The following is a 24904-nucleotide window of genomic DNA, read 5'->3' as shown; positions in this document are numbered from 1 at the left end:
CCGGTGTCCACCGGCTCCGGGGCCCTCCTTTCCCCGGCGGTCCCCCGTCAGACCCCCGGGAGCCCGCGCCTACACCAGATGGCAGGCCACCTCGCGCGAGGCGACCGTCCGCAGCAGCGGACGCTCGGTGCGGCAGACATCCTGCGCCATGGGGCACCTGGGGTGGAAGGTGCAGCCCGGAGGCGGTGCGGCCGGGCTCGGCGGGTCGCCGAGCAGCACGATCCGCTCGCGCCGCCGCTCCGCCGCCGGGTCGGGCAGCGGTACGGCGGACAGCAGCGCCCGGGTGTACGGGTGCTGGGGGTCCTCGTAGATCGACTTCTTGTCGCCGATCTCCACGATCCGGCCGAGGTACATGACGGCGACCCGGTCGCTGACCCGTTTGACGACCGAGAGGTCGTGCGCGATGAACACGTAGGACAGACCCAGTTCGGCGCGCAGCCGCTCCATCAGGTTGACGATCTGTGCCTGGACGGAGACGTCGAGCGCCGACACCGGCTCGTCGGCGATGATCAGCCGGGGGCTGGTGGCGAGCGACCGGGCGATGCCGACGCGCTGCGCCTGACCGCCGGAGAACTCGTGCGGGTAGCGGTCCATGTGCTCGGGGATCAGGCCGACGAGCTCCATCAGCTCGGCGGCCCGGCGGCGGGCGTCCCCCGCGCTCCACCCCTGTACCAGCAGCGGGTCCGAGATGATCCGGGCCACCGTCTGGCGGGGGTTGAGCGAGGAGTGCGGGTCCTGGAAGACCATCTGGACGTGCCGGCGCACGGGCCGCAGGGCGGCCGGGGAGAGCCGGCTGATGTCCTCGCCGTCGAACACCACGCTGCCGGACGTGGGCTCCAACAGCCGGACGAGCATGCGCCCGGTCGTCGACTTCCCGCAGCCCGACTCCCCCACGAGGCCCAGCGTCCGGCCGGCCTCCACGTCGAAGGAGACGCCGTCGACGGCGCGTACGGGAGCCCCCCGGCGCCCGGTCGCGGTCCGTTTGCCGGGGAAGGCCATGGTGAGGTCGCGTACGGAGAGCAGCGGGCGGCCGTCGGTCCCGGTCATCGGGCCACCTCCGCACGGGTGCCGGCGTAGTGGCAGGCGACCGTGCGCGACGGCCCCTCACCGTAGGCGGCGAGCTCCGGCCGTACGTCCGCGCAGCCGGCGCCCGCGCTCGCGCAGCGCGGGGCGAACGCGCACCCCGGGGCCGGGGCGAGCAGGGACGGCGGGGAGCCGGGGATGGCCCGCAGGGGCTCGTCGTCGGCGTCGTCCAGCCGGGGCAGGGAGTCGAGCAGCCCCCGGGTGTACGGGTGGGCCGGATCGGTGAACAGCTCGTCCACCGGTGCCTGTTCGGCGGCCCGGCCGCCATACATGACCAGCACCTCGTGTGCGACCCGGGCCACCACGCCCAGGTCGTGGGTGATCATGACCACGCCGAGGCCGCGCTCCTGCTGGAGCGTGGCGATCAGTTCCAGGATCTGCGCCTGGACGGTGACGTCCAGGGCGGTGGTGGGCTCGTCGGCGATGAGTAGTGCGGGTTCGCAGCACAGCGCCATCGCGATCATGGCCCGCTGGCGCATGCCGCCGGAGAACTGGTGCGGGTACTCCCCGGCCCGGCGGGCCGGCTCCGGGATGCCGACCTCCCCGAGCATGTCGACGGCGCGCCTCCTGGCGGCGGCCCGGCCCGCCTTGAAGTGGACGCGGAAGTGCTCGGCGATCTGCTCACCGACCGTGTAGTAGGGGTGCAGGCTGGACAGCGGGTCCTGGAAGATCATGGCCATCTTGCGGCCGCGCAGCTTGGCGAGCTCCTTCTCGGACTTGGTGGTCAGCTCCTGACCGTCGAGGGCGATGGAGCCGCCGATCTCGGCGCCCCGGTGCAGCCCCATGACGGCCAGCGAGGTGACGGACTTCCCCGAGCCGGACTCGCCCACGATGCCGAGGGTGCGGCCGGCCTCGACGGTGAAGCCGAGGGAGTCGACCGCGCGCACCGTGCCTCGCGGGGTGGTGAACGTGACGCTCAGGTCGCGCACGTGGAGCAGGGGGGCTTGTGCGGGAGGAGCCATCAGTACCTCACCCTCGGGTCGATGACGGCGTACAGGAGGTCGACGGCGAGGTTCGCGACGACGATGAAGAAGGCGGCCAGCAGGGTGACCCCGAGCACGACGGGCTGGTCGGCACTGACGAGCGCCCCGTAGAACAGCCGCCCGATGCCGGGGAGTCCGAAGATGGACTCGGTGATGACGGCTCCGGCGAGCAGGCCGCCCAGGTCGATGCCGAAGATGGTGAGGATCGGGGTCATGCCGGAGCGCAGCCCGTGCTTGAGGACGACCGTGCGCTCGGGCATGCCCTTGGCGCGGGCGGTACGGATGTACGGCTCGGCCATCGCCTCGATCATCGACCCGCGGCTCTGGCGGGCGTACATGGCGGCGTAGAGCAGGGCGAGCGCGGTCCAGGGCAGCAGCAGGTTGCTCGCCCAGGCGAACGGGTTGTCGGTGAAGGCCTGGTAGGTGGGGTAGGGCAGGAGCCCGGCCACGCGGATGACCCCGTAGATGAGCATCACGGAGGTGAAGTAGACGGGCAGGGAGGCGGCGGCGACCGCGCCGACCATGAGGGCCTTGTCGGTGGCGGTGTCCTTGCGTAGGGCGGCGGTGACTCCCGCGCCGAGTCCGAGGACGAGCCAGAGGACGGCCGCGCCGACGGCGAGGGAGGCGGAGACCGGGAGGCGGTCCATCAGCAGGTCCCACACGGGCAGGGAGTTCTCGTAGCTGTAGCCCAGGCAGGGGAAGTCGCACTGGACGGCGTACTGCCCGGTGCCGAGGGTGCGGCCGGTGAAGATGCCGGTGAGGAAGTCGCCGAACTGCCGCCACAGGGGCTGGTCCAGGCCGAGGTACGCGCGTACGTCGGCCAGTCGCTCGGCGCTGCAGGTCTTTCCGCAGGCGGCGGCGGCCGGGTCGGAGGGGAGTACGTAGAAGACGACGAAGGTGACGGCGGCGATGGCGAGCAGGACGCCCATCAGGGCGAGCAGCCGTCGCAGGAGGTAGGGGATCACGTCCGGCCGCCCCTCGGGTCGAGGATGTCGCGCAGGGCGTCGCCGAGCAGGGTGAAGGCGAGGACGGCGAGGAAGAGGAAGAAGCTCGGTATGACGAAGTACATGGGGTCGGTCTCGTAGTAGGCCACGGACTCGGCGATCATCTGGCCCCAGGAGGGGGTGGGCGGGCGGACGCCGACGCCGAGGTAGCTGAGCGCGGCCTCGGTGCTGATCATCCCGGGGATGAGCAGGGTGGTGTAGGCGATGACGGGGCCCGAGACGCCCGGGAGGATGTCGCGGGTCAGGATCCGCCAGGAGCTCGCGCCGGCGACGCGGGCGGCGTCCACGTACTCGCGGTGCTTGAGCGAGAGGGCCTGGCCGCGGACGACGCGGGCGACGCCGGGCCAGCCGAAGAGGCCGATGACGGCGGTCATCAGGACGATGCGGTTGACGTCCTTGGCCACCGACAGCATCGCGATCATGAAGATGAGGCTGGGGAAGGACATCGTCAGGTCCATCAGGCGGGACAGGACGGCGTCGGTGCGGCCGCCGAAGTAGCCGGCGGCGATTCCGGCGGCGGTGCCGGCGATGACGACGATGGCGGTGGCGGCGAAGGCGATCAGGAGGGACACCTGGGCGCCGTGGACGACCCGGGCGAACAGGTCGCGGCCGGTGACGGGTTCGACGCCGAGCCAGTGCTCGGGGCTGATCCCGCCGAGCGAGCCGAGCGGCTGGCCGCCGAGGTAGGGGTCGATGGCGGCCTTGTCGAACGCGTCCGGGGACCAGCCGCCGAGCGCGCCCAGCCAGGGGGCGGTGACGGCCATCACGACGAAGAGGAGGACGACGCAGAGGCTGACGCGGACGGCGGGGCGGCGGCGGAGTTCCCGTCGGGCGAGCTGCCAGGGGCTGCTGCCGGGCGGGACCTCCTTCGCTACCGGATCGCCGACGGCGGGTGCGGTGGTGGTCATGGCGCTGTCGTGTCCGGCCTTCAGCCCTGGCTCTTCGCCGGGTCCTTGAGGCCGACCGTGGCGTAGTCGATGGTGCCGGTCCACACCGGGTGGCCGTAGGCGCCCGCGATGTTCGGGCCGACGAGGAGCGGCTTGCGCTCGAGGAGGACCGGGATCGACGGGGACTTCTTCATGATCTCCGCGTCCAGGTCGATCCACGCCTGGTTGGCCTGCTTGGCGTCGGCCATGGCGTTGATCTCGTCGATGCGCTTGGAGACGCCCTCGTCGCGGAACTGGGCGTAGTTGCCCTGGTTGCCCTTGTCCTTGATGGTGCGGCCGTCGAAGACGAAGGGCAGCCACGTGGACCCGGAGGGGTAGTCGGGGCACCAGCCGGCGAGCGTCATGTCGGGGGTGGTGGAGAGGTCGCCGATGACGTCGTAGTAGGCGCCCGGGTCGACGGTGTCGATGACGACTTCGATGCCCGCGCGGGACAGGCCCTGCTGGATGGCCTCGGCCTTGGCCTTGTCACCGGTGGAGACGGAGAGCGAGACCTTCAGTGTCTCCTTGCCCGCGCTCTTGAGCAGTTCCTTGGCCTTGCCCGGATCGCCCGACGGGGCGATCTTCAGGGTGTCGGCCTGCTTGCCGCCGGAGAGGGCCGGGGGCAGATAGGCGGTGGCGACCTCGTTGAGGGCCGGACCGCCGCCCGCGGTGATCACGGCCTCCTTGTCGAGCGCGTACTGCATGGCCTCGCGGACCTTGGGGTCGTCGAAGGGCGCGCGGGAGTTGTTCAGGTGGAGCATCTGCGTACAGCCCTGGGACTCGGCGAGCAGCCGCGCCTTGATGTCGGCCTTGGGCAGCACCTTGGGCGCGCTCTCGGGGCGCATGTTGAAGTACTGGACGCTGGAGGCGTCGGCTCCCTCGCCGGCGATGATGCGGTCGTCGATCTGGCCCCCCTTGAGGCCCATGACCATGACGAACTTGTCCGGGTAGGCCTTGCGGACGGTGTCGGTCTTCGGGTCCCAGTGCTCGTTGCGGACGAGCACGAGCTTCTTGTCGCGGTCGTAGGACTCGATCTTGTACGGGCCGGAGGAGAACGGGCGGGCGTCGTACTGGGTGCCCTTCTCCTGGGACTGCGGCACGGGGGCGAAGGTCGGCAGGGTGGCCGTCGCGGAGAACTCGGCAACGGGCCGCTTCAGTTCGAAGACGATGGTGCGGTCGTCGGGGGTCTTGACCGAGTCCAGGTGCTGGCCCTGGAGCGGGCCCTTGTACCCCTCGCCGCCGGCCAGGTACTGGGCCGCGTAGTCGGGGCCGCCGGTCAGGTCGGGGGCGAAGGAGCGCTCGACGTTGTACTTGATGTCCTGCGCCTTGATGGCCGAGCCGTCCTCGTACTTCACGCCCTCCTTGAGGGTGAAGGTCCACGTCCGGCCTCCGTTGGAGGGGGTGCCGAGGTCGGTGGCGAGGTCGGGGACGAGCTCGCTGCCGGCCTTTCCGGGCTCGGCCTTGAAGGTGACGAGGGTGCGGTAGAGGAGGCGGGTGCCGAAGTCCATCGTCGGCATGACCCAGTTGCGGGCCGGGTCGAGGTGGGCGAAGTCCTGGTTGGACAGGACGGTGAGCGTGCCGCCCTTGACCGGGGTGCCGCCGAGGATCTTGCCCACGTTCTCGGAGGCGGGGTTGGAGGCGCCCGCGCCGGCGGCGGAGCCCTTCTTGGGGTCGGAGCAGCCCGAGGCGCCGAGTGCGAGTGCGGCCACCAGAGCGGTGGCGAGGGCGAGTTGGGTGCGCTTGGTCATGGGTCACTCCAGTGAAGGGCCGCGCTCTATGATGTGACCGGTAACATAGTAATGTGAAATTGTACTGACAAGACCTCGGAGCCTCCGTTATCCAGCCGTGTCCAAATCCAGCCGGACGGAAGGGGGTTGGGGGGCCTCCGCCCTGTGGAGCGCATGGCGAGGCGGGCGCGCGCACGGCGAGCGGGCGCGCGCACGCCGGATCCCTGCCGACATGGCCGCCCGCCCCGGGGGCGTGCACGTGCAGGGATCCGGCGGCGCCGAGGGCATCGGGCAGCGGGGGCGTCAGGCAGCGGGGGGCGGGGGGCCGGCTCGGGCGGGCCCCCGGACTCAGCCCGCCGACCCCAGGGCGGTCGAGCCCAGGCGGCCCGGGGTGCGGCCGACCGGTTCGTCCCGGCCCTGGGCCCACAGGGAGCGGACGTGGCCGAGGTGGCGGGTCATGCAGGCCTCGGCCGCTTCCGCGTCGCCCGTGAGCATCAGGTCGAGGAGCTCGATGTGCTCCTCGGCGGAGGAGACCAGCTTGCCCGCCTCGTCCAGGCCGGTCAGGCCGTACAGCCGGGAGCGCTTGCGCAGGTCGCCGACGGTTTCGACGAGGCGGTCGTTGCCCGCGAGGGCCAGCAGGCTCAGGTGGAAGCGGCGGTCGGCCTCCAGGTACCCGATGAGGTTGTGCTCGCGGGCGCTGGTGACGATCTCCTCGGCGATCGGCCGCAGGGCCTCCAGCTGCTCCGGAGTCGCGATCTTGGTGATCCGGCCGATGGTCGGCACCTCGATCATCGTCCGCAGCTCGGTGTACTGGTCCAGGTCCCGCTCGCTGACCTCGGTGATCCGGAAGCCCTTGTTGCGCACCGGTTCCACGAGGCCTTCGCGGGCCAGGTCGAGCATGGCCTCGCGCACCGGGGTCGCCGAGACGCCGAGTTCGGCCGCGAGGCCGGGGGCGGAGTAGACGCTCCCGGGGCGCAGTTCACCCGCTATCAGGGCCGCGCGGAGGGCGTGGCCGACCTGGTCGCGGAGCCGTTCCTGGGCCTTGATGAGACTGTGCTGCTTCAGGTCACCCATTGCATTTCCTCCGAGACCGCGCACAACACCACCGGCGTGCGGAGGAACAGCGTACAATGTCACGTTGCGCCGTTCTCTCCAACGGCCTCGAACAACGCGACCGCCACAGCCAGATCCTCCCAGGCCATGCCCACACTCTTGAAGAGCTGTGGAGAACTTGCCGCCGCCCCGGCGCCGCCCGGCGTCCGGCCGGAGACCAGATCGGCCAGGGTTCCGCTGATGTGTCCGGCGCCGATGGCTCCTTCCGCCTCCGGCACCAGCAGGTCCCCCGCCTCGCGCAGGGCCGCCGCGCGCGATTCCACGTACACCGAAGCCCGGCGGACCAGGGCCGTGTCGACCTCGCGGGCGTCCGGCTCGTGCGAGCCGACCGCGACCACCGTCGCGCCCGGTGCGATCAGCCGCCCGTCGAAGAGCGGCTCGCGGGCCGTCGTGCAGCAGACGACCAGGTCGGCGTCGGCCACTTCCGCCGCCACCCCCGGCCGGGCCTCGACCCCCAGCCCCCGCGCGTGCTCCGCCAGCTCCCGCGCGCCCCGGGGGTCCCGGGTCACGACGACCACCTCCGCCACCTGCCGCATCGCCAGCACCGCTGCGAGGTGCCCGTACGCCTGCGGCCCCGCCCCGAAGAGCAGCAGCCGCAGCGGCCGGCCGGCCGGGACCAGGTGGCGCAGTGCGAGCGCGGAGACCGCCGGGGTCCGCAGCGCGGTCAGCTCCGCCCCGTCGAACAGGGCCAGCGGCCGCAGGGTGGGCCCGTCCAGGAGCAGGTAGGACCCGGTGATCCGGGGCAGCCCGCGCGCGGGGTTCCCCGGGGCCACGCCGGCGATCTTCACGCCCGCGTACGCCCCCGTCGCGGCCGGCATCAGCAGCAGCTCGCCCCCGCCCGGCACCGGCAGGGCGCTGCGCGGCGGGCAGGCCTCCGGGTCCAGCCCGGCCCTCAGGGCGCCGGCCAGCGCGTCCGCCGCCGCGGCCGGGGTCAGCAGTGCGGCCGTCTCGGCTGCCGAGAACTGGCGGATCACAGCAGGAACCCGGTGCCGAGCGCGTCGTACGGATCCATGGAGAAGGAGTGTCCGCCGGTGCGGTACGCCGCCCCGGTGACCTCCGTGACCAGCCCGTCCGGGGTGGCCTCGGCGACGCGGCCGGTGAACACCGAGCCGATCACCGATTCGTGCAGCAGGTCGTCACCCGCCCCCAGCCGCCCGTCCTCCGCCAGCAGCGCGAGCCGCGTCGAGGTGCCGGAGCCGCAGGGCGAGCGGTCGACCTGCCCGTCGGCGAAGACGGTGACGTTGCGCTGGTGCGGACCGAAGGGGGTGTCGGGCAGCTCCTCGTACAGGATCACCCCGTACACCCCGGAGAGCAGCGGCCCGCCCGGGTGCCAGGTCCCGGGGTGGGTGGCGAGCGCCGCCCGGATCTCCTGGCCGGCCCGGACGAGCGCGGGCAGCGCGGCCCCGGTCACGTCCAGTCCGAGGTCCCGGGCCCGGACGGAGGCGTAGCAGGCCCCGGCGTGCGCGATGTCCACCTCGGCCATGCCGAAGGTGGTGGCCACGGGGACCTTGCGCGCACTGGTGCGGGCCGGGACGTTGCGGAAGGTGACCCCGGTGGTGCGGCCCCCCGCGCGGTGCACGGTCGCGCCGACCCGGCCCGAGGGCACGTCGATCCGCACCTGCGCGTCCCCGTCGTCCGGGGCCGCGACCCGGCCGCTGTCCACGGCCCAGGCGCCGAGCGCCATGGTGCCGTGGCCGCAGGCGGTGGAGTAGCCGTCCTTGTGCCAGAACAGCACCCCGAAGTGGGCCCCGTCGTCGTCGGCCGGGACCACGAAGCCCCCGTACATCCCGGCGTGCCCGCGCGGCTCCTGGACGAGCATCCGCCGTACGTCGTCCAGGACGCCCCGGCGGGGGGCCGTGCCGGATCCCCCCGGTCCGATGGCGGTGGCGCAGCGCTCGGCGACGGTGTCGCCGGGCACGGGCGGCAGGCCCTCCGCCAGGGTGTCGACGACCCGGAAGGGCTCCCCGGCGGTGTGGTAGTCCTCGGTCCGAACGGTGCTGGTCACAACAGGAAACCTCCCGGGAAGGGGTCGGACGGGTCGAGGAAGTACTGGGCGGTGCCGGTGATCCAGGCCCGGCCGGTGACGGTGGGCACGACGGCGGGGAGGCCTCCCACCGTGGTCGTGCCGACGAGCCGGCCCGTGAACTCGGTGCCGATGAAGGACTCGTTGACGAAGTCGGTGTCCATCGCCAGCAGCCCCCGGGCGTGCAGCTGCGCCATGCGCGCACTGGTCCCCGTACCGCACGGCGAGCGGTCGAACCAGCCCGGGTGGATGGCCATGGCGTGCCGGGAGCGCCGCGCGTCGGAACCGGGGGCGGCGAGGTAGACGTGCTTGACCCCGCCGATGGCCGGGTTGTCGGGGTGGACGGGCCGGTCCTCGGAGGCGTTGATCGCCTCCATGACGGCCAGGCCGGCGGCGAGCAGGTCGTCCCCGCGCTCCCGGTCGAAGGGGAGGCCGAGGGAGTCGAGCTCGACGAAGGCGTAGAAGTTGCCGCCGTAGGCCAGGTCGTAGGTGACCGTGCCGTAGCCGGGGACCTCGGCCTTGAGGTCGAGTCCCACGCTGAAGGACGGGACGTTGGTCAGGGTGACGGCGGTGGCCGCCCCGTCCTCGACGCGGACGTCCACGCTCACCAGTCCGGCCGGGGTGTCGAGCCGGACGGTGGTGACGGGCTCGACCACGGGAACCATGCCCGTTTCGACGAGGACGGTGGCGACACCGATGGTGCCGTGCCCGCACATGGGGAGCAGGCCCGACACCTCGATGAAGACGACGCCGAAGTCGGCGTCCGGACGGGTCGGGGGCTGCAGGATCGCGCCGCTCATCGCGGAGTGGCCGCGCGGCTCGTACATGAGCAGGGTCCGGATGTGGTCCAGGTGCTCGATGAAGTGGAGCCGTTTGGCGGCCATGGTGGCACCGGGGATCACCCCGACTCCCCCGGTGATGACCCGGGTGGGCATGCCCTCGGTGTGCGAGTCCACCGCGTGGTAGATGTGGCGCGTGCGCATCGCGTAGTCCCCCTGGGCGTGTTAGTTGAGGCCCTCGGCGAGGGCCTTCTCGGTGGCGGCGCGGACGGCGGCCTCGATGTCGCCGGTCAGCGGGAAGCGGGGCGGGCGGGTGGCGCCGCCGGGGCGGCCGGCGAGGTCCATGGAGAGCTTGATGGCCTGCACGAACTCGGTCTTGGAGTCCCAGCGCAGGAGCGAGTGCAGGGACTTGTAGAGCGGCAGTGCGGTGGCGACGTCACCGGAGACGGCGGCCCGGTAGAGCGTGGCACAGGACTGCGGGAGGGCGTTGGGGTAGCCGGCGATCCAGCCGACGGCTCCGGCCAGGGCCAGTTCGAGCAGGACGTCGTCGGCGCCGATCAGCAGGTCCAGGCCCGGGGCGAGCTCGGCGATCTCGTAGGCGCGGCGGACGTCCCCGCTGAACTCCTTGACGGCGACGATGGAGCCGTCGGCGTGGAGCCGGGCGAGGAGGGCCGGGACCAGGTCCACCTTGGTGTCGATGGGGTTGTTGTACGCGACGACGGGCAGCCCGGCGCGGGCGACCTCGGCGAAGTGGGCGCGTACGGCGCCCTCGTCGGCGCGGAAGGCGTTGGGCGGCAGCAGCAGGACCGACCCGGCGCCGGCCTCGGCCGCCTGTTCGGCCCAGCGGCGGGACTCGGCGCTGCCGTATGCGGCGACACCGGGCATGACGCGGGCGCCGTCACCGGCCGCCTCGACGGCGGTACGGACGACGCGGGCGCGCTCCTCGTCGCTGAGGGTCTGATACTCGCCGAGGGAGCCGTTGGGGACGACGCCGTCGCAGCCGTTCGCGACGAGCCAGGCCACGTGCTCGGCGTACGCGTCGTAGTCGACGCTCAGGTCCTCCCGCAGGGGGAGCGCGGTGGCGACCATGATGCCGTGCCACGGGCGGTTGCGGGTGTCCGTACCGGCGGGGGGCGCGGGGGTGTGCGCGTGGGTCATGAGTGAGCTCCCTAGAGTGGTGTGTGACATTTTACTAGTGGGTACGAGGCGGCCACAAGAGCTGCGGCCGCCTGATCAGTGCTCTTCGGCGGGAAGTCCGGGGCCGGGGCCGTTCGCGGGGTGCACGGACTCGTCCGGCTGTCCCGCGGATCCCTGCGGCGAGGCCGCGGCGGGAAGCGCGGCGAGGTGGCGGAGCGGGACCGGACAGGACAGCGGCCTGCGGTCGGGCGCCGGATCCACGCCGGCCAGGGCGGCGACGGCCGGGCCGCACATCCGGCCCTGGCACCAGCCCATGCCCGCCCGGGTGAGGAGTTTGACCGTACGGACGTCCCGGGCGCCCAGGTCCCGGGCGGCCTCCCGGATCCGGCCTGCGGGGACCTCCTCGCAGCGGCAGACATCGGTGTCCTCGCGCAGCCAGCCGGTCCAGCCGGGGCCGGGCCGGTGAGCGGCGGCCATCGCGGCGGCGAAGGCGCGCAGCCTCGTACGGTTGCGGGTGAGGCGGGCCGGTACGGGCCGGCCGGCGATGGAGTGGGCGGCGATCTCTCCCTCGAAGAGGGCGAGTTGGGCGCCGCCGATGCCGCCGGTCTCCCCGGCCGACCAGATACCGGGGACGGAGGTGCGCTGGCCGCCGTCCAGCTCGAGGGCGATGGTGGCGTCGGGGCCGCGGCGGGTGGCACAGCCCAGGCCGGTCGCCAGCTCCAGCTGCGGTACCAGCCCGTGGCCCACGGCGACGGCGTCGCAGGGGATGCGACGGGCGGTGCCGGGGACCGGCCGCCAGTCGCGGTCGAGGCGGGCCACGGTGACGGCCTCGACGCGGTCGGTGCCGTGGGCCTCGGTGACGGCGTGCCGGGCGAGGAGGCGGATGCCGTGGCGGAGCAGGGCGCTGCCGTACACGGCTCCTTCGGCGAGCTTGGCGGGGTTGCGCAGCAGGGCCGGCACGTGGCCGGCGTAGCCGGTGTAGGCGGAGGCCTCGACGACGGCGGGCACGCGGGCCCCGGCGGAGGCGAGCGAGCCGGCCACGGCGAGCAGCAGGGGGCCGCTGCCGGCGACGACCACGCGCTCGCCGGGGAGCACGAGCCCGCCCTTGAGCATGGCCTGGGCTCCGCCCGCTCCGACGACTCCGGGCAGGGTCCAGCCGGGGAAGGGCAGCTGGCGCTCGTAGGCGCCGGTCGCGAGCAGCACGGCGGAGGCGTGGACCCGCGCGGGGGCCTCCTCGGGGCCGACGACGGCGTGCAGGGTCCACGCGGGGCCGGGACGGGCGCCGGGGGTGGCGGCGGTGTCTTCGGGGACCACGGTCCAGACGTGGTGGCGGGGGAGGTACGTGATCCTCCCGGCCTCCACGTGCGCCCGCAGGGCGGCTTCGCGCGAGGCGAAGGCGGCCCACCCGTGGTGCAGGGCTTCGGGCCGCTCCGCGCCGAGGCCGGGCGCGGGGTGGCGGTAGTACTGCCCGCCGGGCCGCTCCCCCGCGTCGAGGAGGACGACGCGCAGCCCGAGATCCGCGGCGGCGACGGCGGCGGCCAGGCCCGCGGGTCCGGCGCCGACGACGGCGAGGGGCGCGGGGTCCGAGGCGTCCCCCGCGGTGGACGGGTCAGACGGCGAGGTCGTCATGGCCGGTGCCTTCCTGGGTGGTGACGCGGTCGCCGGGGCGGGCGGGGACGAGGCACGCGCGCTGGTTCGGGAGGCCGTTGACGGTCACGAGGCAGTCGTAACAGCTTCCGATCCCGCAGAACGCGCCGCGGGGGGCGGCGGTTTCCCGGGTGGTGCGCCAGGCCAGGATGCCCGCGGACCAGAGGACGGCGGCGACGCTCTGCCCGGCTTGCGCGGGCAGTTCGCGGCCGTCGAAGCGCAGGATCCAGGTCTCGGCGGGGGCGCCGCCGACCAGGTCGCGGGGCGAGTGGCGCCGTCCCCTTGTCGCTTCGCTCATCGTTGTCCGTTCTCCTCGTTCCTCTGACTGGGTCCGTCCGTGGCGTGCCGGAGCGCCGGCCGCCGGGTGCCGGCCCGCCGGGTCATGCGAGCGGGGGTGCGAAGCGGGACGGGCGGAAGGGGGCCGGGTCCAGGGGCGGCGCGGCGGCGGTCAGGGCCGCGGCGATCAGGAGGCCCGTCGCCGGGGCCAGGCCGATGCCCGCCCCCTCGTGGCCGCACGCGTGGAGCAGGCCCGGGACCCGGGGGTCCGCGCCGATCGCCGGGAGGTGGTCCGGCAGGTACGGGCGGAAGCCGTGGTAGGTGCGCAGCACCCGGACGCCCGCGAGGACCGGGAACAGGGCCGCAGCCTGCGCCGCCAGCCGGCGCAGGGCTTCCGTGGACAACGAGCGGTCGAAGCCGACCCGTTCCCGGGTCGCCCCGATGAGGACCGGCCCGGCCGGGGTGCCCTCGACGACCGCCGAGGACTGCAGCGCCGCCGAGCCGCTCGCCACGTCGGCGATGTAGTCCGCGGCGTAGACCTTGTGCCGCACCATCCTCGGCAGCGGCTCCGTCACGAGGACGAACCCCCGCCGGGGCAGTACCGGCAGGGTGACGCCGGCCAGTTCGGCCACCGCCCCGCCCCAGGTCCCGGCCGCGTTGACGACCGCCGGGGCGAGGAGGTCGCGGCGGCCCGTGCGGATCCCGCGGATCGCCCCCGCCGGGGTGCGCAGGACCTCCGTCACCTCTTCGCCGAGGTACACCCGGGCCCCCGAGGCCGCCAGCAGCCGGGCCGCGGCCTGGGCGGGCTGGACCTGGGCGTCCTGCGGGTAGAGGAAGCCGCCCGCCAGGTCCGGCGCCGCGTGGGGTTCAAGTTCGCGCAGGGCGCCCGGTCCGACCTCGACGGCTTCGACCCCGGCGGCGCGCTGGCCGTCCGCGAAGCCCCGTAGCGCCTTCACGGTGGCCTCGTCGGCGGCGACGACCAGGCCGCCCTTGGCCTCGTACTCGATCTCCCGGGGGAGATCGCGCGCGAGGTCGCGCCACATGCGGGCCGACAGCAGGGCGAGGTCCAGCTCGGGTCCGGCCTCCTTGTCGGAGACGAGCAGGTTGCCTTCGCCGGCGCCGGTCGTGCCGCCCGCGACCGGGCCCCGGTCGACGACGGCCACGGAGAGTCCGACGCGGGACGCGTAGTACGCGCACGCGGCTCCGACGACGCCCGCGCCGATGATCACGACGTCCGGGGAGGCCTGGGAGGCCTGGAGGTGTCTCTTGGGCACGACAGTAATATGTCACATTCTTTAGGGAGGGGACAGGCCGGTCCCGCTCGCACGGGACCGGCCCCGGACGGTCAGCTGCGCAGCGGACCCTCACAGGTGTAGCTCGAGGTCCCGGCCACGTGGTTCGCCCAGATGTCCACCGGGCCGAAGGAGCAGTTCATGTCGGCCAGGTTGTTCGAGGCGGCGCCCGCCCGGTCGAGGAGGAAGTAGTCCACCGTCTCGGACATGTCCTTGAAGTTCTGGTCGTCGTTGCGCCACTTCGTCAGGTTCGCGGTGATCCGGCCGGTACAGGTGAAGCGCCGCTTGCCGGGGTCGCCGTTCTCCACGCAGTCCGGGTTGTTGTACGTGGCCGCCGCGAAGGTGGACTTCACGTTCTCCAGCGCCGCGTCGCGCAGCTGCGCGTTCGGGGTGAAGGAGGTGTTCGGCACGTACAGCTGGTCCACCTTGGCGATCTGGGCGTCCAGGAAGCGGTTGTAGTCGCGCTGGAGGTAGGAGTCCCCGCCCATGCGGTGGCGCCAGGCGTCGAAGCCCGCCGGGTCGTTCGCGCGCAGGTAGCCGTACATCTCCTTGAGCAGCGTGGGGTGCTCGGTCCACAGGAACTCGAAGAAGGTGCCCGCGTAGTTGTAGAAGCGGAAGCCGTCGCCGTCGTAGGTGGCGTGCAGCAGCTGGTCCACCGTCATGCGCGGGCCGCCGCCCGCCGTGTCGTTGATGATGCCCTTGACCAGGGACTTGCGGACGGCGATGCCGTTGTCGCGGGTGCCGCCGTCGAAGAACTCGGCGGTGCCCTCGTCCATGGCGGTCGTCCGGTCGCCCTCGTACCAGGGGCCCTGGCCGAAGGAGCCGGGGACGGCGAAGCGGCCGTTGAGGTAGTGCGTGTACTCGTGGCGGAAGAGCTCCTCGAGGGTGAGGGAGGAGTCCTGGGGGACGCGGCGCTGGTAGGTGTAGAAGGTGGCGCCGTTCTCGATGTAGATGCCGCCGTTGTTCGTCCCGTAGCCGGTCAGGATCGGGTGGTAGTTCTCGTAGTCCGCGCGGGAGGCGTAGAGCACGATGTTCAGCGTGGTGTTCACGTCTCCGGCGAGCGGCTCCTCGGTGCCGAGCACGCGGTGGAACTGGGTCTTGACCTGCTTGCTCGCGTAGTAGAGCTGGTCGACGGTGGCCCGGTCGAGGGCGGTGCGGACCTTGATGGCGCCGTTGTCGTAGGTGAAGGTGTTCGGGAAGATCTGCCTCTCGATGTCCTCCTTGCACACCCCGTACTGCGTGCAGGCCTCGTAGAAGTTGAGCCAGGAGACGACCTTCGCCCAGGGCTGGCTGCCGTCGCCGAAGGCGGCCTTGACGGGACCCAGCAGTGCGCCGAGGTCGGCGACGACGCCGGCCCTCAGGCTGTCGATCTGGCCGAAGCGGCCGTACTCGCCGAGGGCGTCGCGCGCCACCCAGGCGTTGGGGGTGCCCTTGAGGTGGGTGTAGGTCGCGAAGTCCTTGAAGAGCGCGCGGTACGCGGCGTCGCCGGCCGCCGCCTCCTGGAACGCGGCGTCCCGGTTGCCCGGGTAGACGCCGAGGTAGTTGACGGAGAGGGCGGAGAGCGCCGCGCCCGCCCAGGAGGTGTCCAGGTTCGTCGCGGGGTGCGACGGGTCCATGGTGGCCAGGACCTTCTTGATGAGGCCGATCTGGTGCTGGCGCAGGCCCGGGGCGCTGCCCGCGTAGAGGGCCTCGCGCAGGGTGCGGGCGTTGGTGGGAGTGGCGTCGAAGGTGCGGGCGGCGGCGCCGAAGTCGGCGATGGCCCGGCGCATCGCGTCGACGGTCGGGGCGTCGGTGACGTCGATCTCCGTGCGCGCGTGGTCGTGGTAGGCCACGGCGTGCAGGTAGGTGAACATCTCCTCCAGGTGCGAGGAGTTGCGGCCGTCGTGCGCGGCGGCCAGCGAGGATATCCGCCGGGATACGGCCTGGACGTGGGCGTCGGACATGACGGGCGCCAGGCGGGCGTCCCACGTCCAGATGAGGCCCCGCAGGCAGCCGTCGGCGGTGACGGCCTGGTCGCCGAGGAAGTCGGCGAACTGCTCCGGGGTGAGGTTCGTGATCCCGTCCAGGGTGCAGGGGACGGCCGCGGCGGTGCTCAGGGCGGCGGGGGCGAGCGCGCCGCTCTTCGCGGCGGTCGCGGCGGCGGCCGGGGTGACCGGGCCGGGGACCTTGCCGTCGGCGACGGCCTCGCCGCCGGGCGCCGGGGCCGGGGCGGGGTCCGTGCTCGGCGCGTCGGCGAGGCGGTCGACCTCGTCGAACGGGTTCGCGCCCTGTGCGCCCCGGGCGTCGGCGGCGAAGGTACCGGGGGCGGTGACACCCTGGACGCGCGCACCGGCTCCGGTCTCGGCGGCCTGCGTCACGGCCTGGCCCGCGGCGGCGAGGAGGGTGACCGCGACGGCGGCGGAGAGGAGGGACGAACGCACGGCTCTGTGCTGGGACACCAAGTACTCCTGGCTGGGAGGGGGGTGGGGGTGGTGTTGCGTGAACTGGCCCTGCTTCACGCGGCGTTCGACGGGGATTAACGTGCCGCGGTGTGATCTGTAACATAGTAATGTGAAATTGCACTGACAAGACCTGTGCGCCCACCAGTTCGCGTCTCCTCGAGGGAGCTCCCGTGACCGAAAACCCCTCCCACCCCACCGCAGGGCTCACTACCAGCAGCCACGACCTTCCGGTTTCCCCGGAGTTGTCCCGTTTCATGGCAGCGAACTGGGCGGTTTCGCCCTCGCCCGACGCCGGGGCCCTCGCCCCCGTCCGCGCCGTTACCCCGGCCCGCCGCCACCGCCTCTCCGCCCGCTTCCCCGGCGAGCGGCTCGTCATCCCGGCCGGCGAGCTGAAGGCCCGCAGCAACGACTCCGACTACCGCTTCCGCCCGCACAGCGCGTACGCCTGGCTGACCGGGCTCACCGGCGAGGAGCAGGCCGGCCACGTCCTGGTCCTGGAGCCCGCCGGACCGCACGCGCACGAGGCCGTCCTCTACGTGCGCCCGCGCTCACCGCGCGTGGACGGCAACGAGGAGTTCTACCGCGACCGCCGCTACGGGGAGTTCTGGGTCGGCCGCCGCCCCGACCTGGCCGAGGCCGAGCAGCTCTCCGGCATCCGCTGCGCCCACCTCGACGGCCTGAGCGGCGGACGCACCGCCCCCACCGGCCGCAACGCGGCCACGGACCCCGAGCTCGCCCGGGCCCTGTCCGAACTGCGCCTGGTCAAGGACGCGTGGGAGGTGGACCAGCTGCAGCTGGCCGTCGACCACACCACGACCGCCTTCGAAGACGTCGTGCGGGAGCTCCCGCGCGCCCTCTCCCACCCCCGCGGGGAGCGCTGGATCGAGGGCGTCTTCAACCGCCGCGCCCGCGCCGAGGGCAACGGCACCGGGTACGAGACGATCGCCGCGTCGGGCGCGCACGCGTGCGTCCTGCACTGGATCCGCAACGACGGCCGGCTGAACGGGGACGAGCTCCTCCTGCTGGACGGCGGCGTGGAGACCGACAGCCTCTACACGGCGGACGTCACCCGCACGCTCCCGCTGTCGGGGCGGTTCTCCCCCGTGCAGCGGCAGGTCTACGAGCTGGTCCTCGCCGCACAGGACGCGGGCATGGCGGCACTGCGGCCGGGCGCGAGCTTCCGCGACTTCCACCGGGCCGGCATGCGGGTGATCTCCGAAGGGCTCGCCGAGTGGGGCGTCCTCAAGCACGCGGAGGGCGACCTGCACCGCCGGTACACGCTCTGCAGCAGCGGGCACATGCTGGGGCTGGACGTGCACGACTGCGCCCAGGCGCGGGCGGACGCGTACCTGGACGGGGTGCTGGAGGAGGGCCAGGTCCTCACGGTCGAGCCGGGGCTCTACCTCCAGAGCGACGACGAGACCCTTCCGCCCGAGCTGCGCGGGATCGGCGTCCGCATCGAGGACGACCTGGTGATCACGGCCGAGGGCGCCCGGCTGATGTCGGGCGCCCTGCCGCGCACGGTGGCGGGGATCGAGGAGTGGATGGGGAACCTGCTGGAGGGCTGAGGCCCCCCAGGCCCTGGGCCGCCGCGCGGCGGCGCGGCGGCCCAGGGGCTCAGCGGCTCAGCGGCTCAGCGGCTCAGGGGCGCGGCGGCTCAGCGGCCGTACGAGCCGATGCCGACGAGGCAGTACACGTACTCGTTGACGGTGATCCCGTTGCGCGTGTGGCGGTAGGAGAACGCGTACTGGGTCTTGGGATTGTCGTTGCAGCGGTCCAGGTCCGAGGTCAGCGGGATGCTCTCGATCACCCGGTAGTGCGCGTCGGAGGCCGAGCAGGAGACCTCGTCCACGCCGGTGACGCTCTGCGCGGTCGTGGAGTCCGGCAGGGTTCCGTTGAGGCAGGTGCCCCGGTCGAAGGGGGTCGGAGCCGACTCTTCCGAGGGCGTGGGCGCGTCGTCGGCCGGGGCCTGCGAGGGGGCCGGGTCGCTCGCCACGGGCGGCGGGCTCGGATCGGGCGACGGGCTCGGATCGGGCGACGGGCTCGGATCGGGCGACGGGACGCCGGGCAACGGGCCGGGGCGCGGAGCCGCTACGGGACCGTCCCCGTCGTTCCGGTGCACAAGCACCACCGCGCCCACCACCAGGAGGGCGACCACTCCCAGTGCCACCAGGCGGCCACGCGTACGGGAGGGTGCCCGGGCGGGCGCCCGCGGGGGCGGGGGCGCACCGGCGTCCGGGCCCACCCGGATGCGCACCAGTACCTCGGCGGCTCCGACGCGGGCCCGGACGAGATCGCCGTCCTTGGCGGGCGGAATTCTGAGCCTGGCCGGGCCGGTGGACAGGTTCACGGTGGTGATCACCCCGTACCTGGCCTGCTGCGGAGTGATCGTTAAGGGAATCTCCTGGGACGACACCGGCTGCTCCGAGGGGTGACGGCGTACGGACGTTGCCTTGCAACCCACGGAAGTCTGCCCGTCACCCGAGTGAGGACGCAGCCGTTCCGTGAGATCCCCTGTGGGGGAGATCCCCTGGGGGCGGTCCTCGCGTACGCCGCCGCCCCGGAGCCGATGCGCCGGGGCCCGGGGCCCGGCCGGTTCGGTAAACCGGTCGTCAGCGGTCAGTTGTGCCAGCTGCTGTCGTGCCGGTTGTCGTTGTTCCAGCCGCTGTCGTGCCAGTTGCCGTTGTCGTGCCGGTTGTCGTGGTTCCAGTTGTCGTTGTTCCAGCTGTCGTTGTCCCAACGGTCATGGTTCCAGTTGTTGTTGCTCCAGTTGCTGTTGTGCCAGTTGTTGTTCGAGTGGTCGTTGTCGTTGTTCCAATTGCTGTGGTCCCAGCACCAGCTGGGCCGGTCGCTCCCGCGCGAGTGGTCGCAGCAGGCACGCCACCAGCCGTCGCCGCGCCAGTTGTCCCCACGCCAGTCGGAACATCGATAGGTCTGCGGCAGTCCCGAGGCAAAGGCGCTGCTCACGGGCATCAGGCCGAGTGTGATCCCGGCGGCTCCCGCCACAGCTGCCGCAACAAACCCACGGCGCATGTTCATACACCTCCGAGGATGAAGGGTCTAAATCGCCCCGGAATGGGGCAATTCCACCCTCCACCCTCCCCTCTCGGCTGTCAAAGGCACCGGTCCCCACCAGCGGAGACACCAGCGGAGACACCGGCGAGGGCTAGGGAAGCACCGCGAACCCGTCCATCTCCACGAGCGCGGACTCGTCCCACAGTCGCACCGTCCCCACGACCGCCATGGCCGGGTAGTCCCGCCCGGCCAAACGGCGCCAGACCAGTCCGAGTTCATGCGCGCGGGCCCGGTAGTCCGCCACGTCGACGGCGTAGACGGTGACCCGCGCCAGATCGGCCGGGGAGCCGCCCGCCGAGGCCAGCGCCGCCAGCAGGTTCGCCAGCGCCCGCTCGAACTGCTGCGGCAGGGTGTCCCCCACCACCTTGCCCTCGCCGTCGAGCGCCGTCTGCCCGGCCAGGAACACCAGCCGGCTCCCGCTCGCGACGACCGCGTGCGAGAACCCCTTCGCCGGGGACAGCTCCTGCGGGTTGATCCGCTGCGTGCTCATGCCTCTCCCGCCTCTCCCGCCTCCGCCACCCGCGCCGACCCCGCCGCCGGCTCCCCCCGCTCCCCCGGTTCCCGCGCCTGCGCCCCGCCCGTCCGGCGGTGGTCCCGGTAGAGCTCCTTCGCGATGATCGTGCGCTGCACCTCGCTCGCCCCTTCGTAGATCCTCGGCGCCCGCACCTCCCGGTAGAGGTGTTCCAGCAGGTGCCCCCGCCGCAAGGCGACGGCCCCGTGCAGCTGTACCGCGTGGTCGACCACGTACTGGGCCGTCTCCGTGGCCAGCAGCTTCGCCATGGCCGCCCGCCTCGGGACCTCGGGCGAACCGCTGTCGTACGCGCCCGCCGCCGCGTACACCAGGAGCCGCGCGGCCTCGGTGCGCGTCGCCATCTCGGCCAGCCGGTGCGCCACGGCCTGCAGGTCGCCCAGTACCCCGCCGAAGGCGGCGCGGGCCGCCGTGTGCGCGACCGTCGCGTCCAGCGCTGCCCTGGCCATCCCCACGGCGAAGGCGCCCACGCTGGGCCGGAACAGGTTCAGGGTGTCCATGGCCACCCGGAAGCCCCGGCCGGGCTCCCCCAGCAGGTCGGCCGGGCCGACGGGCACCCCGTCGAAGGACAGCGCGCCGATCGGGTGCGGGGAGAGCATGTCGAGGGCTTCGCCCGAGAGCCCCGGCCGGTCCGCCGGAACCAGGAAGGCGGTGATCCCCTTGGCGCCCGGACCCTCACCGGTGCGGGCGAAGACGGTGTAGAAGTCCGCTTCCGGGGCGTTGGAGATCCAGCACTTGCTCCCGTGCAGCCGCCAGCCGCCGCCCGTCGCCCCGCCGCCCGTCTCCCGTACGGCGTCCAGCGCCAGCGCCGCCGCGTCCGAGCCGGCCCCGGGCTCGCTCAGCGCGAACGCCGACACGACCCGCCCGGCCCGTACCCCCGGCAGCCAGCGCTCGCGCTGCGCGTCGCTGCCGGAGCGCAGGACCGGATGTGCTCCGAGGCCCTGGAGGGCGAGCGCCGTCTCGGCCTCCGTGCAGCCGTAGGCGAGGGATTCGCGCAGCAGGCACAGTTCCAGCGCGCCCGAGGAGAAGAGCCGGTCCAGCAGCCCCTCCTCGCCCAGCGCGGCCAGCAGCGGCCGGTTGACCCGGCCCGGCTCGCCCTTCTCCGCCAGCGGCCGCAGCCGCCGGGCCGCCAGGGCGCGCAGCCGCGCGCTCCACTCCTCCTGCTCCGCCCCGAGCGCGAAGCCCGCAGACCCGGCGGTGCCGGCGAATCCCGCGATTCCTGTCATCCGAATGCCCCAGCCTCTATCGCGTGCTGTTGACTGCCGTCACCATGACGATACGCTCGTGCGGCGACCGCACGGCAGTCCCACCGCCCCACCCGCTCGGTTCCTCAAGGTCCATACGGAGGGTCCGGCCCCACCCGGGCCCGGACCGTCGCAAGGGGGCGAACCCGCCTTGGAGCTCAAGCCTTCCGCTCACCGTGACACCTTCGCGCGCGATCATCTGCCGCCCGCGGACGCCTGGCCGGAGCTCCTCTTCGAACTCCCCGGGCTGGCCTATCCCGACCGCCTCAACTGCGGGGTGGAGCTGCTCGACGCCACCATCGACCGCCTCGGCCCGGCCCGCCCGGCCTTCCGCGGCGCGGACGGCACGGTGTGGTCGTACGGGGAGCTCCGCGCCCGCGTCGACCGGCTCGCGCACGTCCTCACCGCCGATCTCGGCGTCGTCCCCGGCAACCGCGTGCTCCTGCGCGGCCCCACCGGCCCCTGGCTCGCCGCCTGCTGGCTGGCGGTGATGAAGGCCGGCGCGGTGGCCGTCACCGTCCTGGCGCAGCAGCGGGCGCAGGAGCTGGCCACGGTGTGCGCGATGGCACGGGTGAGCCACGCCCTGTGCCACGCGGGGGTCGTGGACGACCTGGTCAAGGCGGAGGTGCCGGGGCTGCGCATCGCCGTGTACGGCGGCGAGGCGCCCGACGACCTGCTGCGCCTGGCCGGTGCGGGACGCCACCCGGAGCCCTTCCCGGCGGTGGACACCTCCGCCGACGACGTCGCGCTGATCGCCTTCACCTCGGGCACCACCGGGCGGCCCAAGGGCTGCATGCACTTCCACCGTGACCTCCTCGCGGTCGCCGACACCTTTTCCCGGGAGGTGCTGCGCCCCCGGCCCGACGACGTCTTCGCGGGCAGTCCGCCGCTCGGTTTCACGTTCGGTCTGGGCGGGCTGGTGGTCTTCCCGCTGCGGGCCGGCGCCTCGGCGCTGCTGATGGCGGACGCGGCCCCGCGCAGGCTGCTGCCCGCGCTCGCCGAGCACCGGGTGTCGGTGCTGTTCACCGCTCCCACCGCGTACCGGTCGATGCTGGACACCCTGGGCCCGTACGACACGGGCGCCTACGACCTCTCCGCGCTGCGCCGCTGCGTCTCGGCGGGCGAGAACCTGCCGGCCGCCACCTGGCAGGCCTGGTACGAGCGCACCGGCCTGCGGATCATCAACGGGATCGGCGCGACCGAGCTGCTGCACATCTTCATCTCGGCCGCCGACGAGGACATCCGGCCCGGCACGACGGGCCGGGTCGTTCCCGGCTGGCAGGCCCGGGTGGTGGACGCGGCGGGGCGGCCGGTCCCCGACGGCGAGCCGGGTCTGCTGGCCGTCCGGGGGCCGGTGGGCTGCCGCTACCTGGCGGACCCGCGGCAGGGCGAGTACGTCCGGGACGGCTGGAACGTCACCGGTGACACCTACGTCCGCGACGTAGAGGGCTATTTCCGCTACGTGGCGCGGGCCGACGACATGATCATCTCGGCCGGGTACAACATCGCGGGCCCGGAGGTCGAGGAGGCGCTCCTGCGCCACCCCGACGTACTGGAGGCGGCGGTGGTCGGGCGTCCCGACGAGCGGCGCGGACAGGTCGTGGTGGCGTACACGGTGGTGCGGGAGGGGGTGGTCCTCACCGAGGACGCCCTGCGCACCTTCATGCGGGCCGAACTCGCCCCGCACAAGTGCCCGCGCACCTTCGTCTTCCTGCCCGCCCTGCCCCGCACCGCGACCGGCAAGCTGCAGCGCTTCCGGCTCCGCGAGGAGGGCCCTGACCGGCCGGACTTCCCCTGACGCCCCCCGGAGAACCCGTCTAAAGTGAATCCGTGGTCGAGCAGCACACCCCGCGATCCCTGATCGTCACGTTCTACGGGGCCTACGGCCGGGCCTTCCCGGGCCCGGTCCCGGTCTCCGCACTGGTCCGCCTGCTGGGCGCGGCCGGAGTGGACGCCCCGTCCGTCCGCTCGTCGGTGTCCCGGCTGAAGCGGCGCGGCTTCCTGCTGCCCGCACGGGCCGGGGACGGCTCGGCGGCGTACGAGCTCTCCGAGGAGGCGCGGCAGCTGCTGGAGGACGGGGACCGGCGGATCTACGGGGCTCGGCGCCGGTCGCAGGAGTGGCTGCTGGCCGTCTTCTCCGTCCCGGAACAGGAGCGCGCCAAAAGGCACCTGCTGCGTTCGCGCCTCGCCCGGCTCGGCTTCGGCACGGTGGCGCCGGGCGTCTGGATCGCCCCGGCGCACCTGCGGGGCGAGACCCGGCGCACCCTGGACCGGCTGCACCTGACGGCGTACGTGGAGCTCTTCGGCGGCGCCCACCTCGGCTTCGCCCCGACAGCGGAGGCGGTGTCCCGGTGGTGGGACCTGGCGGCGCTGGCCAAGCAGCACGAGGAGTTCCTCGACCTCCACGAGCCCGCCCTGCGCGCCCTGCGGACGGAGCCGGTCCCCGCCCCGGAGGCCGCCTACCGCGGCTACCTCCTCGCCCTGGACAGCTGGCGCCGCCTCCCGTACGCCGACCCGGGCCTGCCGCGTGAGCTCCTCCCGGCGGACTGGCCGGGCGACCGCGCGGCGGCGGTCTTCACCGAACTCCACGACCGGCTGCGGGACATCGGCGCGCGGTTCGTGGAGCCGTAGCCGGAACCTTCGTGGAGCCGTAGCCGGAAACCAACGGCCGGTGGCCGGCCTCCCGACGCCCGCCTCGCCACGGGGCGACCGGCCCGGCCGCCCGGCCGCCCGGCCGCCGGAAAACCTGCTGCGGCCCGGCCCGGGTACGGGCCACCATGGGCCATGACGTGGACCTTCGGCTCAGACCTGGCGGCCTGGCTGCCCGCCGCGCGGCCCGCCGTGGCCGCGCGGCCCGTGGTGAACACCCTCCTGCTCACGGTCATGGAGGGTCTGGAGCGGAGCGGCCCGGACGCCTACGGGCCGGGCACTCCCCTCTTCGGCTCGTGGACCGGACCCGACGGCCGGGTGGCGGGGGCCGTGCTGCGCACGCCGCCCCATCCGCTGCTGGTGGGCGCGCTGCCGCCGGAGGCGCTCACCGCGCTGGGGACCGCGCTCGCCGCCGACCCGCTGTTCGCCGGGGTCGATGCCCTCAACGCCCGCCGCGCCGACGCGCGGTTCCTCGCGTCCGCCTGGGGCCGGCCGACCACGGTCTCCGAGGAGAACCGCCTCTACCGGCTCGGCGGCCTCCGCGCCCCGGATCCCGCCCCGGCCGGGCGGGTCCGCACGGCCGACGCGTCCGATCTGCCGCTGCTGCGGGACTGGGCCGCCGCCTTCCAGCGGGAGGCCGGCCTGCGGGGCACCGTCCCCGAGGCGCTGCTGCGGGACCGGCTCTCGTACGGGGGCACCCTGCTCTGGGAGGACGGAGGCGGGCCGGTCTCGATGGCCGGGTTCCACCGGCCGGTCGCCCGCGCGGCCCGCGTCGGCCCGGTCTACACCCCGCCCGCGCACCGCGGCCGCGGCTACGCCGCCGGCGTCACGCACGCGGTGAGCGAAGCGGCGTACGCGGCCGGCGCGACGGAGGTCCTGCTCTTCACGGACCTGGCCCATCCCACCAGCAACGGCGTCTACCGGCGTCTGGGCTACGTACCGGTCGAGGACCGCACCGAGCTCCTGGCGGCCTGAC

The 24904-nt window shown here is 73.5% G+C and carries 22 protein-coding genes; 4 read left to right on the top strand and 18 right to left on the bottom strand.

Annotated elements, in window-relative coordinates; genetic code table 11:
* Nucleotides 1-69: 69 nt before the first annotated feature.
* The 14 genes from ABZY44_RS02305 to ABZY44_RS02240 form a co-directional block, all read right to left on the bottom strand.
* Entirely contained in the window at nucleotides 70-1047 is a 978-nt protein-coding gene (locus ABZY44_RS02305) for a dipeptide ABC transporter ATP-binding protein (protein WP_356649658.1), read from the bottom strand.
* Nucleotides 1044-2045 (bottom strand): ABC transporter ATP-binding protein, encoded by a 1002-nt coding sequence (locus tag ABZY44_RS02300; protein WP_356649657.1) that lies wholly within the window; start codon nucleotides 2043-2045, stop codon nucleotides 1044-1046. The genes ABZY44_RS02305 and ABZY44_RS02300 overlap by 4 nt, the downstream gene beginning before the upstream one ends.
* On the bottom strand, nucleotides 2045-3031 hold the full coding sequence (locus ABZY44_RS02295) for an ABC transporter permease (RefSeq protein WP_356649656.1): 987 nt from the start codon (nucleotides 3029-3031) through the stop codon (nucleotides 2045-2047). The genes ABZY44_RS02300 and ABZY44_RS02295 overlap by 1 nt, the downstream gene beginning before the upstream one ends.
* Nucleotides 3028-3978 (bottom strand): ABC transporter permease, encoded by a 951-nt coding sequence (locus ABZY44_RS02290; RefSeq protein WP_356649655.1) that lies wholly within the window; start codon nucleotides 3976-3978, stop codon nucleotides 3028-3030. Before ABZY44_RS02290 ends, ABZY44_RS02295 begins: the two co-directional genes overlap by 4 nt.
* 20 nt (nucleotides 3979-3998) lie before the next feature.
* Entirely contained in the window at nucleotides 3999-5744 is a 1746-nt protein-coding gene (locus tag ABZY44_RS02285) for an ABC transporter substrate-binding protein (RefSeq protein ID WP_356649654.1), read from the bottom strand.
* A 327-nt stretch (nucleotides 5745-6071) separates the two neighbouring features.
* A complete protein-coding gene (locus tag ABZY44_RS02280; protein ID WP_356649653.1) occupies nucleotides 6072-6797 on the bottom strand; it encodes a GntR family transcriptional regulator in 726 nt (241 codons plus the stop codon).
* A gap of 59 nt (nucleotides 6798-6856) precedes the next feature.
* Nucleotides 6857-7810, bottom strand: coding sequence for an ornithine cyclodeaminase family protein (locus tag ABZY44_RS02275; RefSeq protein ID WP_356649652.1), 954 nt, complete (start codon nucleotides 7808-7810; stop codon nucleotides 6857-6859).
* Entirely contained in the window at nucleotides 7807-8841 is a 1035-nt protein-coding gene (locus tag ABZY44_RS02270) for a proline racemase family protein (RefSeq protein WP_356649651.1), read from the bottom strand. The genes ABZY44_RS02275 and ABZY44_RS02270 overlap by 4 nt, the downstream gene beginning before the upstream one ends.
* Nucleotides 8838-9842 (bottom strand): proline racemase family protein, encoded by a 1005-nt coding sequence (locus tag ABZY44_RS02265; RefSeq protein WP_356649650.1) that lies wholly within the window; start codon nucleotides 9840-9842, stop codon nucleotides 8838-8840. Before ABZY44_RS02265 ends, ABZY44_RS02270 begins: the two co-directional genes overlap by 4 nt.
* 21 nt (nucleotides 9843-9863) lie before the next feature.
* The gene (locus tag ABZY44_RS02260; RefSeq protein WP_356649649.1) at nucleotides 9864-10796 is read right to left on the bottom strand and encodes a dihydrodipicolinate synthase family protein; all 933 of its coding nucleotides are present in this window, start codon (nucleotides 10794-10796) and stop codon (nucleotides 9864-9866) included.
* A gap of 75 nt (nucleotides 10797-10871) precedes the next feature.
* Entirely contained in the window at nucleotides 10872-12404 is a 1533-nt protein-coding gene (locus tag ABZY44_RS02255; protein ID WP_356649648.1) for an NAD(P)/FAD-dependent oxidoreductase, read from the bottom strand.
* Nucleotides 12385-12720 (bottom strand): (2Fe-2S)-binding protein, encoded by a 336-nt coding sequence (locus tag ABZY44_RS02250; protein WP_356649647.1) that lies wholly within the window; start codon nucleotides 12718-12720, stop codon nucleotides 12385-12387. Before ABZY44_RS02250 ends, ABZY44_RS02255 begins: the two co-directional genes overlap by 20 nt.
* 82 nt (nucleotides 12721-12802) lie before the next feature.
* Complete coding sequence (locus ABZY44_RS02245) at nucleotides 12803-13972, bottom strand: FAD-dependent oxidoreductase (RefSeq protein ID WP_356649646.1); 1170 nt, start codon at nucleotides 13970-13972, stop codon at nucleotides 12803-12805.
* 71 nt (nucleotides 13973-14043) lie between these two features.
* Nucleotides 14044-16428, bottom strand: a complete 2385-nt coding sequence (locus ABZY44_RS02240; RefSeq protein ID WP_356649645.1) for a collagenase — start codon at nucleotides 16426-16428, stop codon at nucleotides 14044-14046.
* A 173-nt stretch (nucleotides 16429-16601) separates the two neighbouring features.
* Between ABZY44_RS02240 and ABZY44_RS02235 the strand changes: the two genes are divergently transcribed.
* Nucleotides 16602-17999: an aminopeptidase P family protein gene (locus ABZY44_RS02235; RefSeq protein ID WP_356649644.1), complete on the top strand. Its 1398-nt coding sequence runs from the start codon at nucleotides 16602-16604 to the stop codon at nucleotides 17997-17999.
* 89 nt (nucleotides 18000-18088) lie between these two features.
* On the opposite strand, the gene ABZY44_RS02230 is transcribed toward ABZY44_RS02235, so the two are convergent.
* From ABZY44_RS02230 to ABZY44_RS02215, 4 genes are all read right to left on the bottom strand, one after another.
* Nucleotides 18089-18793 (bottom strand): hypothetical protein, encoded by a 705-nt coding sequence (locus ABZY44_RS02230; protein ID WP_356649643.1) that lies wholly within the window; start codon nucleotides 18791-18793, stop codon nucleotides 18089-18091.
* A gap of 257 nt (nucleotides 18794-19050) precedes the next feature.
* Complete coding sequence (locus tag ABZY44_RS02225) at nucleotides 19051-19404, bottom strand: hypothetical protein (RefSeq protein WP_356649642.1); 354 nt, start codon at nucleotides 19402-19404, stop codon at nucleotides 19051-19053.
* A 193-nt stretch (nucleotides 19405-19597) separates the two neighbouring features.
* Entirely contained in the window at nucleotides 19598-19996 is a 399-nt protein-coding gene (locus ABZY44_RS02220; protein WP_356649641.1) for a RidA family protein, read from the bottom strand.
* Nucleotides 19993-21261, bottom strand: a complete 1269-nt coding sequence (locus tag ABZY44_RS02215) for an acyl-CoA dehydrogenase family protein (protein ID WP_356649640.1) — start codon at nucleotides 21259-21261, stop codon at nucleotides 19993-19995. Before ABZY44_RS02215 ends, ABZY44_RS02220 begins: the two co-directional genes overlap by 4 nt.
* A 169-nt stretch (nucleotides 21262-21430) precedes the next feature.
* On the opposite strand from ABZY44_RS02215, the gene ABZY44_RS02210 reads away from it, so the two are divergent.
* The 3 genes from ABZY44_RS02210 to ABZY44_RS02200 all read left to right on the top strand — a co-directional run bounded on the left by ABZY44_RS02210 (nucleotide 21431) and on the right by ABZY44_RS02200 (nucleotide 24903).
* Nucleotides 21431-23077, top strand: a complete 1647-nt coding sequence (locus ABZY44_RS02210; protein ID WP_356649639.1) for an AMP-binding protein — start codon at nucleotides 21431-21433, stop codon at nucleotides 23075-23077.
* A gap of 32 nt (nucleotides 23078-23109) precedes the next feature.
* A complete protein-coding gene (locus tag ABZY44_RS02205) occupies nucleotides 23110-23910 on the top strand; it encodes a PaaX family transcriptional regulator C-terminal domain-containing protein (protein WP_356649638.1) in 801 nt (266 codons plus the stop codon).
* Nucleotides 23911-24063: 153 nt separating this feature from the next.
* Nucleotides 24064-24903 carry a GNAT family N-acetyltransferase gene (locus tag ABZY44_RS02200; RefSeq protein ID WP_356649637.1) on the top strand — a complete coding sequence of 280 codons (840 nt, stop codon included), beginning with the start codon at nucleotides 24064-24066 and terminating at the stop codon, nucleotides 24901-24903.
* The last annotated feature ends 1 nt before the right edge of the window (nucleotide 24904 follow it).

It is taken from the genome of Streptomyces sp. NPDC006544 (assembly GCF_040611715.1).
In the GTDB taxonomy this organism is placed as follows: domain Bacteria; phylum Actinomycetota; class Actinomycetes; order Streptomycetales; family Streptomycetaceae; genus Streptomyces.
This window is presented reverse-complemented; position numbering and strand designations above follow the sequence as displayed.

Excerpts from the sequence above, each read along its gene's own strand:
- ABZY44_RS02305 (WP_356649658.1), bottom strand. The coding sequence starts at position 1,047 with ATGACCGGGACCGACGGCCGCCCGCTGCTCTCCGTACGCGACCTCACC.
- ABZY44_RS02300 (WP_356649657.1), bottom strand. The coding sequence starts at position 2,045 with ATGGCTCCTCCCGCACAAGCCCCCCTGCTCCACGTGCGCGACCTGAGC.
- ABZY44_RS02290 (WP_356649655.1), bottom strand. The coding sequence starts at position 3,978 with ATGACCACCACCGCACCCGCCGTCGGCGATCCGGTAGCGAAGGAGGTC.
- ABZY44_RS02285 (WP_356649654.1), bottom strand. The coding sequence starts at position 5,744 with ATGACCAAGCGCACCCAACTCGCCCTCGCCACCGCTCTGGTGGCCGCA.
- ABZY44_RS02280 (WP_356649653.1), bottom strand. The coding sequence starts at position 6,797 with ATGGGTGACCTGAAGCAGCACAGTCTCATCAAGGCCCAGGAACGGCTC.
- ABZY44_RS02265 (WP_356649650.1), bottom strand. The coding sequence starts at position 9,842 with ATGCGCACGCGCCACATCTACCACGCGGTGGACTCGCACACCGAGGGC.
- ABZY44_RS02260 (WP_356649649.1), bottom strand. The coding sequence starts at position 10,796 with ATGACCCACGCGCACACCCCCGCGCCCCCCGCCGGTACGGACACCCGC.
- ABZY44_RS02255 (WP_356649648.1), bottom strand. The coding sequence starts at position 12,404 with ATGACGACCTCGCCGTCTGACCCGTCCACCGCGGGGGACGCCTCGGAC.
- ABZY44_RS02250 (WP_356649647.1), bottom strand. The coding sequence starts at position 12,720 with ATGAGCGAAGCGACAAGGGGACGGCGCCACTCGCCCCGCGACCTGGTC.
- ABZY44_RS02225 (WP_356649642.1), bottom strand. The coding sequence starts at position 19,404 with ATGCCCGTGAGCAGCGCCTTTGCCTCGGGACTGCCGCAGACCTATCGA.
- ABZY44_RS02220 (WP_356649641.1), bottom strand. The coding sequence starts at position 19,996 with ATGAGCACGCAGCGGATCAACCCGCAGGAGCTGTCCCCGGCGAAGGGG.
- ABZY44_RS02215 (WP_356649640.1), bottom strand. The coding sequence starts at position 21,261 with ATGACAGGAATCGCGGGATTCGCCGGCACCGCCGGGTCTGCGGGCTTC.
- ABZY44_RS02200 (WP_356649637.1), top strand. The coding sequence starts at position 24,064 with ATGACGTGGACCTTCGGCTCAGACCTGGCGGCCTGGCTGCCCGCCGCG.